Annotated in this window: 11 protein-coding genes; 8 read left to right on the top strand and 3 right to left on the bottom strand. The window is 62.4% G+C overall.

Annotation, left to right across the window (positions count from 1 at the left end; all coding sequences use genetic code 11):
* Positions 1-574 precede the first annotated feature (574 nt).
* The 6 genes from HV670_RS24295 (at position 575) to HV670_RS24270 (ending at position 6,913) form a co-directional block, all read left to right on the top strand.
* Positions 575-1,213, top strand: a complete 639-nt coding sequence (locus tag HV670_RS24295; RefSeq protein ID WP_175107561.1) for a response regulator transcription factor — start codon at positions 575-577, stop codon at positions 1,211-1,213.
* A 38-nt stretch (positions 1,214-1,251) separates the two neighbouring features.
* The gene (locus HV670_RS24290; RefSeq protein WP_175107560.1) at positions 1,252-1,617 is read left to right on the top strand and encodes a response regulator; all 366 of its coding nucleotides are present in this window, start codon (positions 1,252-1,254) and stop codon (positions 1,615-1,617) included.
* Between the two features lie 318 nt (positions 1,618-1,935).
* Complete coding sequence (locus HV670_RS24285; RefSeq protein WP_175107559.1) at positions 1,936-2,178, top strand: YtcA family lipoprotein; 243 nt, start codon at positions 1,936-1,938, stop codon at positions 2,176-2,178.
* Positions 2,179-2,195: 17 nt separating this feature from the next.
* The gene (gene mdtN / locus HV670_RS24280; protein WP_175107558.1) at positions 2,196-3,254 is read left to right on the top strand and encodes a multidrug transporter subunit MdtN; all 1,059 of its coding nucleotides are present in this window, start codon (positions 2,196-2,198) and stop codon (positions 3,252-3,254) included.
* 9 nt (positions 3,255-3,263) lie between these two features.
* Complete coding sequence (locus HV670_RS24275) at positions 3,264-5,429, top strand: FUSC family protein (RefSeq protein ID WP_175107557.1); 2,166 nt, start codon at positions 3,264-3,266, stop codon at positions 5,427-5,429.
* Entirely contained in the window at positions 5,426-6,913 is a 1,488-nt protein-coding gene (locus tag HV670_RS24270) for an MdtP family multidrug efflux transporter outer membrane subunit (protein ID WP_175107556.1), read from the top strand. Before HV670_RS24275 ends, HV670_RS24270 begins: the two co-directional genes overlap by 4 nt.
* 85 nt (positions 6,914-6,998) lie before the next feature.
* On the opposite strand, the gene HV670_RS24265 is transcribed toward HV670_RS24270, so the two are convergent.
* The 3 genes from HV670_RS24265 to HV670_RS24255 all read right to left on the bottom strand — a co-directional run bounded on the left by HV670_RS24265 (position 6,999) and on the right by HV670_RS24255 (position 12,297).
* A complete protein-coding gene (locus HV670_RS24265) occupies positions 6,999-9,779 on the bottom strand; it encodes a diguanylate cyclase domain-containing protein (RefSeq protein ID WP_175107555.1) in 2,781 nt (926 codons plus the stop codon).
* A 414-nt stretch (positions 9,780-10,193) separates the two neighbouring features.
* The gene (locus HV670_RS24260; protein ID WP_175107554.1) at positions 10,194-11,399 is read right to left on the bottom strand and encodes a multidrug effflux MFS transporter; all 1,206 of its coding nucleotides are present in this window, start codon (positions 11,397-11,399) and stop codon (positions 10,194-10,196) included.
* A 445-nt stretch (positions 11,400-11,844) separates the two neighbouring features.
* The gene (locus HV670_RS24255) at positions 11,845-12,297 is read right to left on the bottom strand and encodes an FUSC family protein (protein WP_175107553.1); all 453 of its coding nucleotides are present in this window, start codon (positions 12,295-12,297) and stop codon (positions 11,845-11,847) included.
* A 132-nt stretch (positions 12,298-12,429) separates the two neighbouring features.
* On the opposite strand from HV670_RS24255, the gene HV670_RS24250 reads away from it, so the two are divergent.
* Together HV670_RS24250 and glpD are read left to right on the top strand one after the other, a co-directional pair.
* Entirely contained in the window at positions 12,430-13,407 is a 978-nt protein-coding gene (locus HV670_RS24250) for an alpha/beta hydrolase (RefSeq protein WP_425511462.1), read from the top strand.
* Between the two features lie 257 nt (positions 13,408-13,664).
* A complete protein-coding gene (gene glpD, locus HV670_RS24245; RefSeq protein ID WP_175107552.1) occupies positions 13,665-15,230 on the top strand; it encodes a glycerol-3-phosphate dehydrogenase in 1,566 nt (521 codons plus the stop codon).
* The last annotated feature ends 273 nt before the right edge of the window (positions 15,231-15,503 follow it).

Genomic DNA, 15,503 nt, shown 5'->3' with positions numbered 1-15,503 from the left:
AGGACAACGATCATCCGGTTCAATACAAACAGCGGTTCCCTTGCCATGTCATCGGTCCACAAGCGGTAAAGAACAGATGCTATGTCAAGGCGGCGCTGATGACGCGCTTACGTTAAGAAGGACCTGCTGAATCTGTATCTGGTCGACGAACACCGGGGGCAGGCTACCAGGTAAGTCGAACTCGATGTCGGCGGTATGCTTGGCTTGGTCTTCCCTCGGAGTTCGTCGGTACATCGGATAGGGATACTATGTGCCGTCGGACTGACTGCCTGTTTGCCGTGCGCGTCGAGCGTAGAATGGTTGGGCTGATAGCTCTGATGCACGTCCGAGGACGCCTAAATATAGGCTACTGGTCATGCCAATGAGGCGAGAAGATGAACTTATGACTTCATACCAGGTTGTGCCATTACATAATCATGTAGTGCAAAACACGGCTTTCCATACTTCCGGTCGACGATTCTGACGACTATAATTTTTTCGTCGGAACGACCGCGTGAGAAAGACATTCAGCGAGATTATCGTGGGCCGGCGTGCCGAGATCAGGAGAGGCTTTCATCTAGCAACAGAGGGGGCCATGGAATCCGCAAGCAAAGTGGTGTATGTGGTCGACGACGACAGACGGGTGCGGGACGCGCTCTCTGCGCTGCTGCGCGCAAACGGAAGAGACGTCCACGCATTCAACTCCGGCAAAGAGTTTCTGGACACACCGCGTCGGGATGTCGTTGCCTGTCTGATCCTGGATTTGAGCATGCCAGGTATGAGTGGGTTGGAGGTCCAGCAACTTGTCAGCAAGGACTCACGGATTCCGGTCATCTTCATTACCGGAAGGGGGGATGTGCCGTCCACGGTCCTTGCCATGAAGGGCGGGGCGGTTGACTTCCTCACCAAGCCTCTCGATGAAGATGCATTGATGCGCGCGATTGACGCGGCACTCGACAAGGCGCACGTTCTTCGCAAAGAGGCGGAAGATACGGCGGCGCTCCGGGCGCTCTATCAATCGCTGACGCCTCGTGAGCAGGAGCTTCTGCCGTTGCTCGCAAGGGGCCTGCTCAACAAGCAGGCCGCGGGCATCCTTGGCATCACCGAATATACCGTGCAGGTGCATCGCGGCCACATCATGAAGAAAATGCAAGCGGATTCTTTTGCCACGCTGGTCAGGCAGGCGAGCAGACTGCAACTCGGCGCATCGTCGACGACCACGTTCGATGCCTGACCCAACGCTCATTCTCTGTTGGACTCCCGGAGAAAAAAATGCCCACGCCTCCGGTTCGGACCGTTGCCGTGATTGATGATGACCGACGCGTTCTGACGTCTCTTGCCAATCTGCTGGCCTCTGGCGGGTACGGAACACGGGCCTATGAATCTGCGCTGGATTTTTTCTCCGACGGCTACTCGGGTCTGGTATGCGTGATCACCGACTTGGGCATGCGACCCATTGACGGTATTCAAGTGCTCGATAGAACCGTTCATCGGGACGCAGCCACGCCGGTCATCATTATCACAGGCAAACCGAGCGAGCATACGGAAGACTACTATCTGCAAAGAGGCGCATTGGGTTTCTTCAGAAAGCCTGTCGACGGAGACGCGTTGCTGGACCTGCTGGATAGTATCGCTTGAACGCTTGGTGTTTGAATTAAGCCGTGGGTGCACACGATTGAGGCATGCACGATGTGACGCTGAGCTCAGCGCGCAATGTTGCATTGTTGTTTCTTGCGGCGACATTGCATATTCATGTAATGCGGAATGCCTGTTCCGGCGCTATTGTGACGAACCCCCAAAGCTGTTTCCCGCGCTGTCCAAGCCCGAAACCTGAGGCAAAACGGATCGGCGTAACTGCAAGATGTGACGTTGCTTCCGACCACAGGGACGACTTTGAAACGGCATATCCCACTCGCCAGAGGCAGATGTCCCGAGCGTGCAATCCGGATGGCCGCGATGGTCGCGATTGCCTCGGTTCTCATGTCAGGGTGCGCAAGTTCGCCATCCATTGGCGTGCTCGGCGCGTACTTTCCGACCTGGCTGTTCAGTATCGTCGCGGGCGTTGTGCTCACGGTCGTCATCTCTCTGATTGTCACGCGATTGAAGGTCGACCAACTGATGAAACCTTCGGCCGTGGTGTATCCGACGCTTGTCGCTTTCCTTTCACTCGCTGTCTGGTTGATGCTGTTCCAATATTGAATCTCTCGGGTGGATGAATGGCGACGACAGTCAGTAGGACATCAAAGAGAAAATGGCCAGCCATCGTCCTGGTCGTGGTGACGCTGCTGTTGCTGCTTTTCGTCATCCGGCTGCTTGACCGTGCGCCGCGCACCGATGACGCCTACGTCTATGCGGATACGATCGACGTCGTGCCCGAGGTCAACGGGCGCATCGTCGAGCTGGCCGTGCACGACAATCAGGCGGTGAAGCAGGGCGATCTGCTGTTCCGCATCGATCCGCGTCCGTATCAGGATGCGGTGACGCGGGGCAAGGCGTCCCTCGTCGCGCTCGATAGCCAGATCGAACTGACCCAGCGCACGGTCAATGCGCAGCAGTACAACGCGCAGTCGGTGCGTGCGGCCGTCGAGCGCGCGCGAGCTGCAGCCAGCCAGGCGTCCGATACGCTGCACCGCATGGAGCCCCTTTTGTCACACGGTTATGTGTCGGCGGAAGACGTCGACCGTGCGCGCACGGCGCAACGCGCCACGCAGGCCGAACTCAGCGCCGCGCAACTGCAAGCGCAGCAGGCGGCAGCGGCTGTGAGCGGCGTCGATGCGTTGGTCGCGCAACGCGCCGTCGTCATGGCGGAGATCGCGATTGCCGAGCTCAACCTCGAGTATGCGACCGTGCGAGCACCGTTCGACGGGCGCATTGTGTCATTGAAGACATCGACTGGCCAGTTTGCAACGGCGCTCAAACCTGTCTTCACATTGATCGACACGCGTCACTGGTACGTGGTCGCGAACTTTCGCGAGACCGAACTCAAGGGCATCAGGACGGGGACGCCCGCCACGGTCTACCTGATGAGCGATACGAGCCAACGCTTTCGGGGCAACGTCGATTCGATCAGCTATGGCGTCGCGTCCGATGAAGCCGGCCTTGCCTTGCCCGGCGGGCTGCCGCGTATTGAACGCACCCTTAACTGGGTCCATGTATCGCAACGCTTTCCGGTGAAGATCCGGGTCGACAGTCCGAACCCGGAGCTGTTTCGCATCGGTACCTCGGCGGTGGCCGTGCTGGAACCCGGGCGCGGCAACGACGGCGAGCGTCATTGAGGAGCGCCCATGGCCGCCGCCGACTACCTGCCCCTCACCCTGTGCAATGCAGGCGATTTCCTGAGGCGTGAGCTTGCGCCTTTCCCCGGTCGCGTCAACGTGATGTTGCGTTGCATGCTGACGAGCGCCATCGTGATCGTCGTGTCGATGGCACTCGAGGTGCCGTCGCTCGCGCTCTCACTGCTGGTGGTGTTCTACGTCACGCAGTCGAACGTGGTGCTCACGCGGCTGGTCGGCATCTTGTTCATCGTCGGATCGACGCTCGGGATCGGCCTGTCGATCCTGCTGCTGAAGTTCACATTCGACTATCCGCTGCTGCGCATCGTGGTCGCGAGCCTGCTGTTCTTCGGCAGCGTATATCTGATTCGCGTTCTCAAGATCGGCGTGGTGTTCTTCATCGTCGCCATCGTCGTGATCTACGTGCAGACCTTTGTGGACCAGACCGATCAGGCCGACCTGCTGATCCGGGTGGTGTTGTGGGTGTGGGTCGCCGTCAACTATCCGATCGCACTGACGCTCGTGGTCAACACGTTTCTGTTGCCTGCTGAACCGCAACTGCAACTCAAGGCGGAAATACATCGACAACTCGCGGCGCTGGAAACGCAGCTGGCGCGACTGATCGACGGCACGACGAGCGCCGCGCCGATCACGCTGGCAGCCGTCCAGCAAGGTGCGCTCTCGCTGCAGAAGCTGCTGCGGTTCACGACGATGCGTGATGCCCACTTTCGCGAGCATCAGGCGATGCAGCTTGCATGCATCGCGACAGTGTCACGTCTCTATCGCAGCGCGAGCGAGCTGCCCGATACGTGGCCGAGGGCATCGGCAGCGCGGCTCGCGATGTTGCGCGAGCTGCTCGCGAACGCCCGGGCGCTTGACGAAGCGGTGATGTCGGACGAACCCTATCGCTATGTCGGCACCGCGACGCCTGAAGACCTTGCCGTCGCCGATACGATGCCTGCTGCCGCCGAAATACAGCGTGCGCTGCACGCCTACGCCAATCTTGTCGCAAGCGGTGCCGCCGCGCCCGGCAAGCCGCCCGCGAGCGAGCCGATGCTCGCGCCCGACGCATGGACCAATCCCGTGTACATGCGCTTTTCGCTCAAGACGCTGCTCGCCGTGCTGGTCTGCTACGTGTTCTACAACGCGGTCAACTGGCAGGGCGTTCACACGATCATGCTGACCTGCCTGATCGTCGCGCTGCCGAGCCTCGGCGCATCGGTGCAGCGTGGGTTGCTGCGGCTGACCGGGGCCCTCATCGGCAGTGTACTGGCGCTGTTCATGGTGGTGTTCGTCATTCCGCATCTCGACGACATCACCGGCCTGCTGCTGATGACGTTGCCCGTTGTCGCGTTGGCGGCGTGGATATCGGCCGGGTCGGAGCGGATCGGCTATGCCGGCATCCAGGTCGTGTTCACGTTCTCGCTCGCGTTGCTCGAACGGTTCGGCCCAACCACCAACCTCACCGAAATCCGCGACCGGATGGTAGGCATTCTGCTGGGTGTCGGCGTGGCGACATTCGTGCAGATGTCGTTCTGGCGGGAGGGCGAGGGCGACATGCTGCGGCAGAAGCTCGCAACCCTGTTGCGCGCTATTGCCGCACAGCTGCATGCATCACGGGCAGGCGCTGGGAGGCGGGATGAGTTGCCCTATGCACAGCGCCAGTTGCAGGCATGGGCCGTGTTGGCCGATTGCGAGGCGACGCTCTCGCGTGTCGCGCTCGAGCCAGGTTGGCAGGAAGGGGAGCAGGTGCAACTGACACTGCGCGCGCAAACGGTTCTCGCGCAGGGACGCGAGATCATGCTGGCGGGCGATGCGCTGCACAACACGCTGGCGGCACAAGCGGGATCGTGGAGCCCACGAGCGGTCGATGCAGTGCGCTCGACACAGGAACAGGCATCCGTCGAAATCAACCGGTACGCGGATGAACTTGCTGCCAACCCACCCGACGCCCATGCGCCGCGGCGCATCGAGATCACTGCGCGAGGTGTCGAACCGACCCAATCGATTCAACCGACTCAACGGGCCCAACCAACCCAACCGGCGCAACCAACCCAACCGGCCGACGCGTCGCTCATCGCCGCAGCGGACGAACTGTCGCGGCAGGTCGCGGGGTTGCCGGACTGGTGCGTCGAGGCACCCGTCGCGGCACCCTCATCACAGGCACTACGAACATGAATGCGCGATCGGGTTTGCGGGATTGGCGATGGCGTCGATGCTTGCTATGCGTCGCGTGGATGCCGCTCGCGCTGTCGGGTTGCGCGCTGATCCACCATAACGGCACGCCCAATGCCGAGATCGCGCCCGCGCAGATCGATCTCGCGAACGACATCCATCTCGCGCGCGATGGCTGGCCCGCCGCGCGCTGGTGGACGCGCTATCGCGATGCGCGGCTCGACGCGCTGATCGATCAGGCGCTTGCCGATGCGCCAACGATCGTGATCGCGCGCACGCGCGTCGCGCAGGCGATGTCGGATGTCGAACTCGTCAAGACGGGTTCGAGTCTGCAGGTGGTGGCGCTCGGTATGCTCGACCGCGAGCATGTGTCCGCGCACGGCTTTCTCGGGCCGTTCGCCAAAGACGAGCCGGCGCTGGGCCTGACCGGCCCCTGGTACACCGAGGGCATCGTCGGGTTTGGCGCGAGTCTCAACGTCGACCTCTGGGGCAAGCAGCGTGCGCAGATCGCCGCTTCGCTTGGCGTGAACAATGCGCGGCTCGCCGAGACGTCCGCTGTCGAACTCGAAATCTCGACGGACGTCGCGCAGCTCTACTACGGCATTCAAACGACTTATCAGCTCATCAATCTGCTGAACGAATCGCATGAGATAGCAGTGTTCACGGTGCAAGCACACGAAGGGCGTTCGGCGCGTGGCCTCGAAGCCCGCACGCTGGTCGAAGAAGCACGCGCGCAGCAACTGGCCATCGAACGGCAAATCGTATCGGCGCAAGCGCAGATCAAGCAGTTTCGCGAATCGATGCGGGCGCTGGTCGGCGCGGGACCCGATGGCCTGCCCGCCATCGAGCCCGTCGCGCTGCCGAGCTTGCAGGAGGCCTTGCCGGCGACGCTGTCCTACGAACTGCTGGCCCGGCGGCCCGACTTGCAGGCGATGCGATGGTATGTAGAGGCGTCGTTCGACCGGATCGACGCCGCGAAGGCGGCGTTTTATCCGAGCTTCGACATCAAGGCGTTCTTCGGCTTCAACGCATTGCATCTCGCGGACCTTTTCACGCACGCAAGCCAGCAGATCAACCTGATTCCGGGCCTGTACTTGCCGATCTTCGACGGCGGCAGGCTCAACGCAAACCTGAGCGGCGCACGCGAGGGAAGCAACCTGTTGATCGAGCAGTACAACCAGGCCGTCCTCAACGCGGTGCGCGATGTCGCGCAGACGGGCACCCGTCTGCAGGCCCTCGATGCCGAGACCGAGTTGCAGAAGCAACGGATCGAATCGATTGCGTTCGCGAGGGATAGCGTCGAAGCAAGTTATCAACGCGGACTGACGAGCCGGCTCGCGGCGCTCGAAGCACGCCAGCCGGTGATCGCCGAACAGGTTGCGCTGCTCACGCTCAACGGCCAGATGCTCAGTCAGGACATTGCATTGACGAAGGCGCTCGGCGGCGGCTATCGCGCCGATCCGCCCGTCGAACTGAAGCCGCGTTGAACGGCGCGCCCATGCTGTTCAAAACTGCTGCGCGCGAAGCGACTCGAATTCCAAGCAGCACACGTCACCGAACGGGCCATTCCAACTAGGCCGGCGCCTGCTCGTTCATCCACGTCGCGAGCTGGGAAGCCCGCAGGGGGCTCGCAAAGAAAAAGCCCTGCAGCTCATCGCATCCGGCGGTGCGCAGGACGTCCACTTCCTGCTGCGTCTCGACGCCTTCGGCCACGACGCGAAGCCCGAGCGTATGCCCGAGCCCGACGATGGCGCGAGTGATCGCCAGATTGGTCGGATCGTCGAGCATGTCATGCACAAAGGACTGGTCGATCTTGAGCCGGTCGAGCGGGAAGCGGCTCAGATAGTTCAGGCTCGAATAGCCCGTCCCGAAGTCGTCGATCGACAGCCGGACACCGAGTGCGCGTATCGCGACGAGCTTCGGCAAATCGCTCTCGATATTGTCCATCAGGGTCGACTCGGTAATCTCGAGTTCGAGCTGGCCGGGCCGGATACCGAACGTTTCGATACCGGCGCGCAGCGCGTCGTACATGGCGACATCGGCATGCTGGAGGAGTTCGTCGATATCGCCGCCGTTCTCCGGAAACATCGCGATGCCGACGCTGCAGGTCACATGGATCGCCGAGCCGCCGACATCATGCGGTTCGCGAATCCACGGAATCATCAACTGGTCGACGGTGTGCGACACTTCCTCGCGGCTCTCGACGCCGTTGAGGATCACGATGAACTCATCGCCGCCGAGGCGGCTCACGGTATCCGTCGGTCGCACCGAACGCAGCAGCCGGCTCGCCACGGAACGCAGCAGACCGTCGCCGACGTGGTGGCCGAGCGAGTCGTTGATGTTCTTGAAGCGGTCGAGGTCGATGAACAGCACCGCGACGCGATGTCCGATGCGCCGCGCATGGCGCAGCGCGATCCTCAGGCGCTCAGTGCAAAGCGCACGGTTGGGCAACTCGGTCAGCACATCGTGATGCGCGAGAAACTCGATGCGCGCCTCGCTCTTCTTGCGGTCGCTGATATCGATCGAGGTGCAGATGAAATAGGAGACGTCACCCTGTTTCTCACGCACGACACTGACCATCAGCCACGCGGGATACTCGTCGCCATTGCGCTTGCGGATGCGTGTTTCGCCCTGCCACGAGCCGCGCCGGTTCGTCACCTGCGTCAAGGCCTCGATCGAACCGTCGCCGGGCAGGCCTGCGACCAGGAAGTCGGGCTGCTTGCCGAGCACGTCTGCACCATCGTAGCCTGTGCTCCTGAAGAACGCGGGGTTGACGGTCAGCACGCAGTGGTCGGCGTCGATGATCAGGATCGCCTCGGACGACCCTTCGAACACCTTCGCCCACAGTTCCAGCCGCTGTTCGAGGAGTTTCAGGTGATTGATCGGAGCGAACGCGGTCAGTACAGCGTCACGCCCCTGAAACTGCAGACGCCGCGCCGACAATACGGCCCAGGCGGGCTCGGCGCTGCCTTTCCAGCGCACTTCGAATTCATCGACCGCGCCGCGATCGGACAACTGCTGGAAAAAGCGGGCGCGCACCGATGAGTCGAGGCCGGTCGCCCACGGATCGATCTCCGCGCCGTTGAGCCATCGCGCGGCCGGCTGGTTTGCGTGGAGTACTTGGTGGTCCGGGATTGCCGTGACGACCATCGGGAACGGCGTTGCCTCGACGAGCGCATGTTGGGCCTCGAACGCACGCGTGCTGGCCGCGCGCTCCTTTTGCGCCTCGCGTTCGTGATCGAGCTGTTCGAGCATGCCGTTGAAACCGCGCACGAGCCGGCCGATTTCGTCGTGGCTGTTCCAGCGCGCACGCAGGGTGTGGTCGCCGGTGCGGCGCACGGTGTCCATCACACGCGAGAGGTTGCGCAACGGCTCGGCGATCTGACGCGCGACGAAATAGACCATGCACAGCAGGCCGCAGAGCAGGAACAAGGCGGTGCCGAGGTGCAGCCACATTCTCTTGTAGAGCTCGTGGACGCGTTTCTTGAGCAGCGCGTCAAGCTCGACGGCAGTGGCCTGCCAGGAGACCTGGATCGTGTCGAGCAGCGCGCGCTGCGCCACCTCGACCTGGGCCAGCGATCGTGCATCGTCGACTGGCGCATCGACCTGGCTGCGCGCCGCGCTCCGGTAGGCGTCGATGGCGGCGAACAGCCGGAGTTTAGAAGGCTCCAGCGTCGTGCGCAGAGGGGGATTGGCCGTGACGGCTTCATTCAAGTCCGATTGCAGGCCCTGGACCGTGGCGTCGAGCTGGCCTTCGAGAATCAGGTAACGGGTGCGCGCTTCATTCTGCGCGAGCCGCTGCATGGCCGAGTCGTGCAGCCGCTCGCCGATCCGATTGCCCGCCTGGATCAGCGCCGGATAGCGGAGGATCAGCAGCGACATCGTGTAGTAGCTGTCGAGGTCGGGATCGAGAATCAGGTTCGACTGGTTGCCGATTCGCGTCACGAGTTCGAGCGAGGCGCCGAGCGCATCGTCGACGTCCGGTTGCCAGCGGCCACTCGAGTGCACGAGCGCGGCAACCGCAGTGCGGGCCTTCATGCTGACGTCGGCGCTGTTCATACCGGTGCCGTGCTCGGATTGGGCGTCCCGGAGCGCGGCTTCGAAGCGGCGCAGCCCCGGAATCACGTCCAATTGACCGTTCCCCGCCCGGGCGATATCGATCAGGCCGTCGCGTACCGAACCGATATAGAGATTGCCCGCGATTTCCTTGCGTGCGAAATCGATCGCAATGTATTTCTCGTGAATCAGAATGCCGCTGATGAAGATCACGGCCGTGAGGTCGAGCAGATAGATCAGGAGCAGTTTGCGACCGACGCTCAGCCTGGCGAGCAAGCGAATGAATGGGTTCTGCATCGTCGGGTACCGGCCGTCCGGGAGGGGCAAACTCGGCATGAAATTGGGCGTGAATACCGCAGGCGTGCTGCCGGAATGGATCGGCCCCCGCTATGTGCCGACCCGCAGTGCGCCTGGGCTCACGAGTTTGAGCACAGTATAAGGCCGACAAAATAAGGCTAACAAAAATAACAGCTCGGACCAGGGGTTCGACTTGGTCGGGTATCCCGGTGCAACGAGTACTGGGAGAACTGGGATTGCTCAGGGCACCGGGAATGCCGAAGGAAGCTCAGCCAAGACCGTGGTTGCCCATTTCGTCAAGACCGCAAATCGTACCTGCGGCGAAGACACATATCTTGGCCAGCGTGCTCAAAGTAAAGGAAGGACAAGGATGATGCCGTGCGGCCAGCACGGCACATCGCATCATCGTCCAGTTTATTCCGCTGCGGCCGGCAAGCGGCCCGCTTCCACTCGCACGGTGAACTGGACGATCACATAGGCTGTGATGGCGCAGGCCGCGATACCGATCAGCATGGGCTTCGGCGCGCCGACCGTGAAGAGGCCCGAGAGCGCCATGACGGCAGCCCCGACGACGAACTGGAGCGCGCCCATCAGGGCGGAAGCGGTGCCCGCGATCGCGCCGTGACTTTCGAGCGACAGCACCGCTGTGGTCGGGAGGACCAGGCCGAGAAAGCCGTATCCGATAAACAGGAAAAGCATCATGACCGGCAGACTGTCGGTGCCCGCGATGAACAGCGCGGCGCCGACGGTCATGGAAACCGCGAAGCCGGTGACCGACACGCGAATCACGCGCGGCAGGCCGTATCGGGCGGTCAGACGCGCGGCCAGCTGGTTCACGCCGAAGAAGGCAGCCGCATTGAGTGCGAAGCACAGGCTGAACATGGTCGGCGACAGACCGTAATGGTTGATGATCACGAAGGACGCGTTCGACAGATAGACGAAAAAGGACGAGAGTCCGAATGCGCCGATGAAAGTCAGGCCGAGAAATTCCGGATCGGTGAAGAGTTTGCGATAAGCCGCGAAAGCGGTGCCCCACGAGCTATCGGCGCGATGATGGGCTTCCCGGGTTTCCTTCAACTGCGTCGCGGCCAGGACGAAGGCGATGCCGCCCGCGACGGTCAATGCCCAGAACACTCCCCGCCAGCCAAAGGCGGCGATGATGATGCTGCCGGTGAGTGGCGCGAGGATCGGAGAGATGCTAACCACGAGCATCAGCAGGGACATGAGCCGCGTGGCGTCATGGCCGGTATGCATGTCGCGCACGATCGCGCGCGGGACCACCATGCCCGCGCATGCCCCGAGCGCCTGCAGTATGCGAAAGCCGATCAGCACATCGATGGTCGGCGCAAACGCACACCCGATACTGCCGACGGTGAAGATCGCGAGGCCCACATAGATCGGCGACTTACGGCCGAAGATATCCGAGAGCGGCCCATACACGAGCTGGCACAGGCCGAGCGTGATGAAGAACACCATCAGGCTCAACTGCACCGCGGCGGGTGACGCATTGAGTGCGCCGCCGATCGAGGGCAGGGCGGGCAGATACATGTCGATCGCAAATGGACCCACGGCGGTGATGAGGCCTAGCACAATGGCAATGCGAAGAAAGCGGGGTGTCATGATTTGTCGTTCGAGCAATATGAGAGCCCCCGGGCGGACATCGATGGCCCTTGAACGGAGCGTGTCTGACGGATTCTGGGGTAAAACTGTGACCGCTCCAGTGTTGCAGGCGAGCCACGAGGCTTTGACACGAAGCTTGACTTCGGCATAACGGGCGAAGCATCTGCCGTCACCTTCGCTGCAACCGTGACGCTTGCCAAGCCCATGACTCCATGTCGGGACAACATCTTACTGCACATCGGGAATCGAAGTTAGCGCTTAAAAAACACGGCATTGGAAAAAGGCGACAGATGGCAAGCCGGCTCGCACCGCCAGGCAGCGAAATCGTAGAGAGTGGCGCGTGATCGGGCCGTGCCGCCCGCATCGGGGGTCCGCAGCGCTCATCGGTAGGTGCCGAAGCCAAAAACCGACTGAATTTATGAGGCGCGTCCCATTAGGGCGTGCGCTAGCGTCGAGCCAGCCTTTGCTGAACTTGATTGAAGAGCCAACTGACGAGCAGCGTGGACACCGTGCCGAGGACGACCTGCACGAGCCGGAACAACGGCACGCCCCATAGCGGCCCTGGCGCGGGAACCAGCAGCACGATAGTCGCGGTGATGGCGCCGAGGCGCGCCGCGCTACCCACGTTCACGCACCAGCAGACGACGATTACCCCGGCAATTGTCGTCGCGTAGCCCACGATCTCGTGCGTGCCCGCGCCAAGAGACGCGCCGACGAATCCAAACAGGCCACCCGCCATGGCTCCGATGAACTGATCGCGCGACAGGTTGCGGGTGTCCGCGTAGCTGTGCTGCGTGACGGCGATAGCCGTAATCGCGGCCCAGAAAGCCTCCTGGGTGTGCAGTGCGAGGGCGATGCCGTAAGCGAGACATGCGCCGCAGAAATTCACTACGTGCACAACGCCAACACCGGCGCGGTGGACGACTTCAAAGTAACCCTCAGCCCTGAAAGAGGAGGATTGTCGCGCGCTTGTTCAAGGCCAGCTCGCTCCTCTATCATCGTCCCATCGTACATGGCCGAGGCGATCGAGATGCAGACAACACAGGGCGTGCAGGGGACAGATGCGACGGCGGCAACAGGCACGACGGAAGCGTCGGAACCCACGAGCATGCACGACGCGCCCGACGCTGCCTCGCCGCCAAGCCATTCCTCGACGATCCGGACCCGCGACGGCGTCGAACTCGCGCTTCATCACTGGCCGGTCGAGGGCGAGGGCAGACCTCGCGCGACCATAGCGCTGGTCCATGGCCTGGCCGAGCACGCGGGACGATACGCCGCGCTTGCGCAGCGACTCAATGCGGCCGGTATCGAGTTGTTCGCGATCGATCTGCGTGGCCACGGGCAATCGCCGGGCGCTCGTGCATGGGTCGACCGCTTCGATCAATACTTGCTGGATGCCGAGGCGCTGCTGGGCGTGGCTGCCCGGGGCAAGAGCCCGCTCTTCCTGATGGGCCACAGCATGGGCGGCACGATCAGCGCCCTCTATGCGGCCGAACGTCTCGCCGATGACGGCCCCTCGATGGCGGGATTGATCCTGTCGAGCGCGGCCCTCGTTCCCGGGCGCGATGTGCCGAGTTGGTTGATCGCGTTGAGCCGGATCATCAGCCGTGTGTTGCCCCGCTTGCCGACGATGGAAGTCGATGCCACGTGGCTCTCACGCGATCCCGGCGCGGTCGAGGCCAATCGTGCCGATCCGCTTGTGTACCACGGCGGGATACCCGCTCGGACCGGCGCCGGCCTCCTCGATGCGATGACGCGCATTGAACGCGGCCGCGCGAATCTTCGCATGCCGGTTCTCGTGTACCACGGCACCGCGGACAAGCTGACCGAACCCGACGGCAGCCGCGAGTTCAGCAAGCATGTCGGCTCGACCGATCGGACGCTCGTGCTCTACGAAGGCAGCTATCACGAGACGATGAACGATCTCGACCAGGAACGGGTCATCGACACACTGATCGACTGGATCCTGGCACGCTCGCTACGTCCGACCGAAAGAGCAAGCCCTTGATCTAGACGAAAACTCCGGAGGGTGCCGGCCCGGCTGCACGCTGAGCGGAGTGTTCAGCGTGCGTGCCTGAGGCATGCCTCCACGCGCGTTCCCGGCATCATTCGGCGCCTATAGCGAAACATAAAGAACCCCTCTACGCATAAACCCCGACCATAAACGCGCAGAAACGAACTACAATCGAACAATTGAGAATCCGCGGAGGAGTTTTGCCCCACCAGGCCGCGTGAATCCACCTTTCTCCCTGATCGAATGTTCTCGTGACTCCTGCGACCGTTTCGGCTGTACCCTCGAACACCGACTGCGACGTGCTGATCGTCGGTGGCGGCATTAATGGCTGTGGCATCGCGCGGGACCTCGCGGGCCGCGGTTGGCGTGTGGTGTTGTGCGAGAAGGATGACCTGGCTTCGCACACTTCATCTGCATCGACGAAGCTGATCCACGGGGGACTGCGCTACCTCGAACACTATGAGTTCGCGCTGGTGCGCAAGGCCTTGCAGGAGCGGGAAGTGTTGTTGCGCAGCGCACCGCACATCATGTCGCCTTTGCGCTTCGTGATGCCACATGACCCGTCGATGCGGCCGGCATGGATGATCCGCATCGGCTTGTTTCTCTATGACCATCTGGCCCGGCGCGAGCTGCTGCCCGCTTCGCGTTCCGTCGATCTTCACCGGCATGTGGCGGGTGCTGCACTCAAGCCCGAATTCAAGCGCGGCTTTGTCTACTCGGATGGCTGGGTCGACGATGCCCGGCTCGTGGTGCTCAATGCGCTCGATGCGAAGGCGCATGGCGCCGAAGTGCTCACGCGCACGCGCTGTGTCTCCGCGCAGCGCGAAGCAGCGAGCTGGACCGCGATCCTCGAGTCCGAAAAGGGCGGCCAGCGTACCGTACGGGCGCGCGCACTGGTCAATGCCGCAGGGCCCTGGGCCGAATCGTTCCTACGGGGTGTCGCGAACCCGGCCCACGGCGAAACGCTGGCCACCCGACGCTTGCGCCTCGTCAAGGGCAGCCATATCGTCGTGCCCCGACTCTTCGAGCACGAGCACGCCTATATCTTTCAGAACGCGGACGGCAGGATCATCTTCGCAATCCCTTATCAGGACGCGTTCACGCTGATCGGCACGACCGACGTGGAGCTCAATGGCGTCGATCCCGGTTCGGTCCGGATCAGCGAGGACGAGATCGAATATCTGTGCGCCCAGGCCAGCCGCTATTTCCGGCTGCCCGTGATGCCTGAGGATGTCGTCTGGACGTACTCCGGTGTCCGGCCATTGCTCGACGACGCTTCCGGCGATCCATCGGCTGTGACGCGCGACTATTTTCTCGAGCGCAATACGGATGCGGCTGCGCTTCTGTCGATATGGGGCGGGAAGATCACGACGTTTCGCAAGCTTGCGGAAGATGCCGCCGACGAGGTCGGGCGCATGCTAGGCGAACCTCGTCCGGCCTGGAGCGCTCGCGCCTTTCTTCCCGGTGGCCGGCTGGCCGACTGGATCGGTGAAGCGGCTCGTCCGGCCGGGGATTTTGAACAATTCGCGGCCGTTATTCGCTCACGCCATCCATGGCTCGATACCGGGCTGACTCGCCGGCTGGCGCACGCTTATGGCACCCGCATCGCCGAGGTCATCGGCGATGCCTCATCGATGGCGGATCTCGGCGAGGAAGTGGCACCCGGTCTGCATGAACGCGAGCTCCGTTACCTGCAGCGTGAGGAGTGGGCCGTGAATGCCGACGATGTATTGTGGCGCCGCTCGAAACTCGGACTTCGCTTTACGCCGGTACAACGCGAACAGGTTGAGCGCTGGTTGCAACAGAACGCCATTTGAACTTCCATCGTCTATTACTCTCCTGCGACGTGCTTTAGAGGCACCCGCCCCGGCAGGAAGCACCGGTGTCCGCGGCGACGCTCCAGGCTGCAAGCGGGCCGCCTTCAGGATGCCCTTACGGCTTGATTGACTACCGGAACACCCCAGATTCCGGCCTGAGCCGTCAATCGAATATCTCCAATGCATTGAGCGGTCATAGCGCAGCAGAGTCCGACATCTGATCGGGTTCTGTCCTAGGTCATCAGCCGAACATATCCGATGTGCTGCGCGGCA

Origin of the sequence: Pararobbsia alpina, from assembly GCF_902859895.1 — a bacterium.
GTDB lineage: Bacteria > Pseudomonadota > Gammaproteobacteria > Burkholderiales > Burkholderiaceae > Pararobbsia > Pararobbsia alpina.
The sequence above is the reverse complement of the archived record's forward strand: the minus strand, read 5'-3'. Positions and strand labels throughout refer to the sequence as shown.

Coding starts and splice junctions, on each gene's coding strand:
- HV670_RS24260 (WP_175107554.1), bottom strand. CDS start 11,399: ATGACACCCCGCTTTCTTCGCATTGCCATTGTGCTAGGCCTCATCACC.
- HV670_RS24265 (WP_175107555.1), bottom strand. CDS start 9,779: ATGCAGAACCCATTCATTCGCTTGCTCGCCAGGCTGAGCGTCGGTCGC.
- HV670_RS24250 (WP_425511462.1), top strand. CDS start 12,430: ATGCAGACAACACAGGGCGTGCAGGGGACAGATGCGACGGCGGCAACA.
- HV670_RS24290 (WP_175107560.1), top strand. CDS start 1,252: ATGCCCACGCCTCCGGTTCGGACCGTTGCCGTGATTGATGATGACCGA.
- mdtN (WP_175107558.1), top strand. CDS start 2,196: ATGGCGACGACAGTCAGTAGGACATCAAAGAGAAAATGGCCAGCCATC.
- HV670_RS24275 (WP_175107557.1), top strand. CDS start 3,264: ATGGCCGCCGCCGACTACCTGCCCCTCACCCTGTGCAATGCAGGCGAT.
- HV670_RS24295 (WP_175107561.1), top strand. CDS start 575: ATGGAATCCGCAAGCAAAGTGGTGTATGTGGTCGACGACGACAGACGG.
- HV670_RS24270 (WP_175107556.1), top strand. CDS start 5,426: ATGAATGCGCGATCGGGTTTGCGGGATTGGCGATGGCGTCGATGCTTG.
- HV670_RS24285 (WP_175107559.1), top strand. CDS start 1,936: ATGGTCGCGATTGCCTCGGTTCTCATGTCAGGGTGCGCAAGTTCGCCA.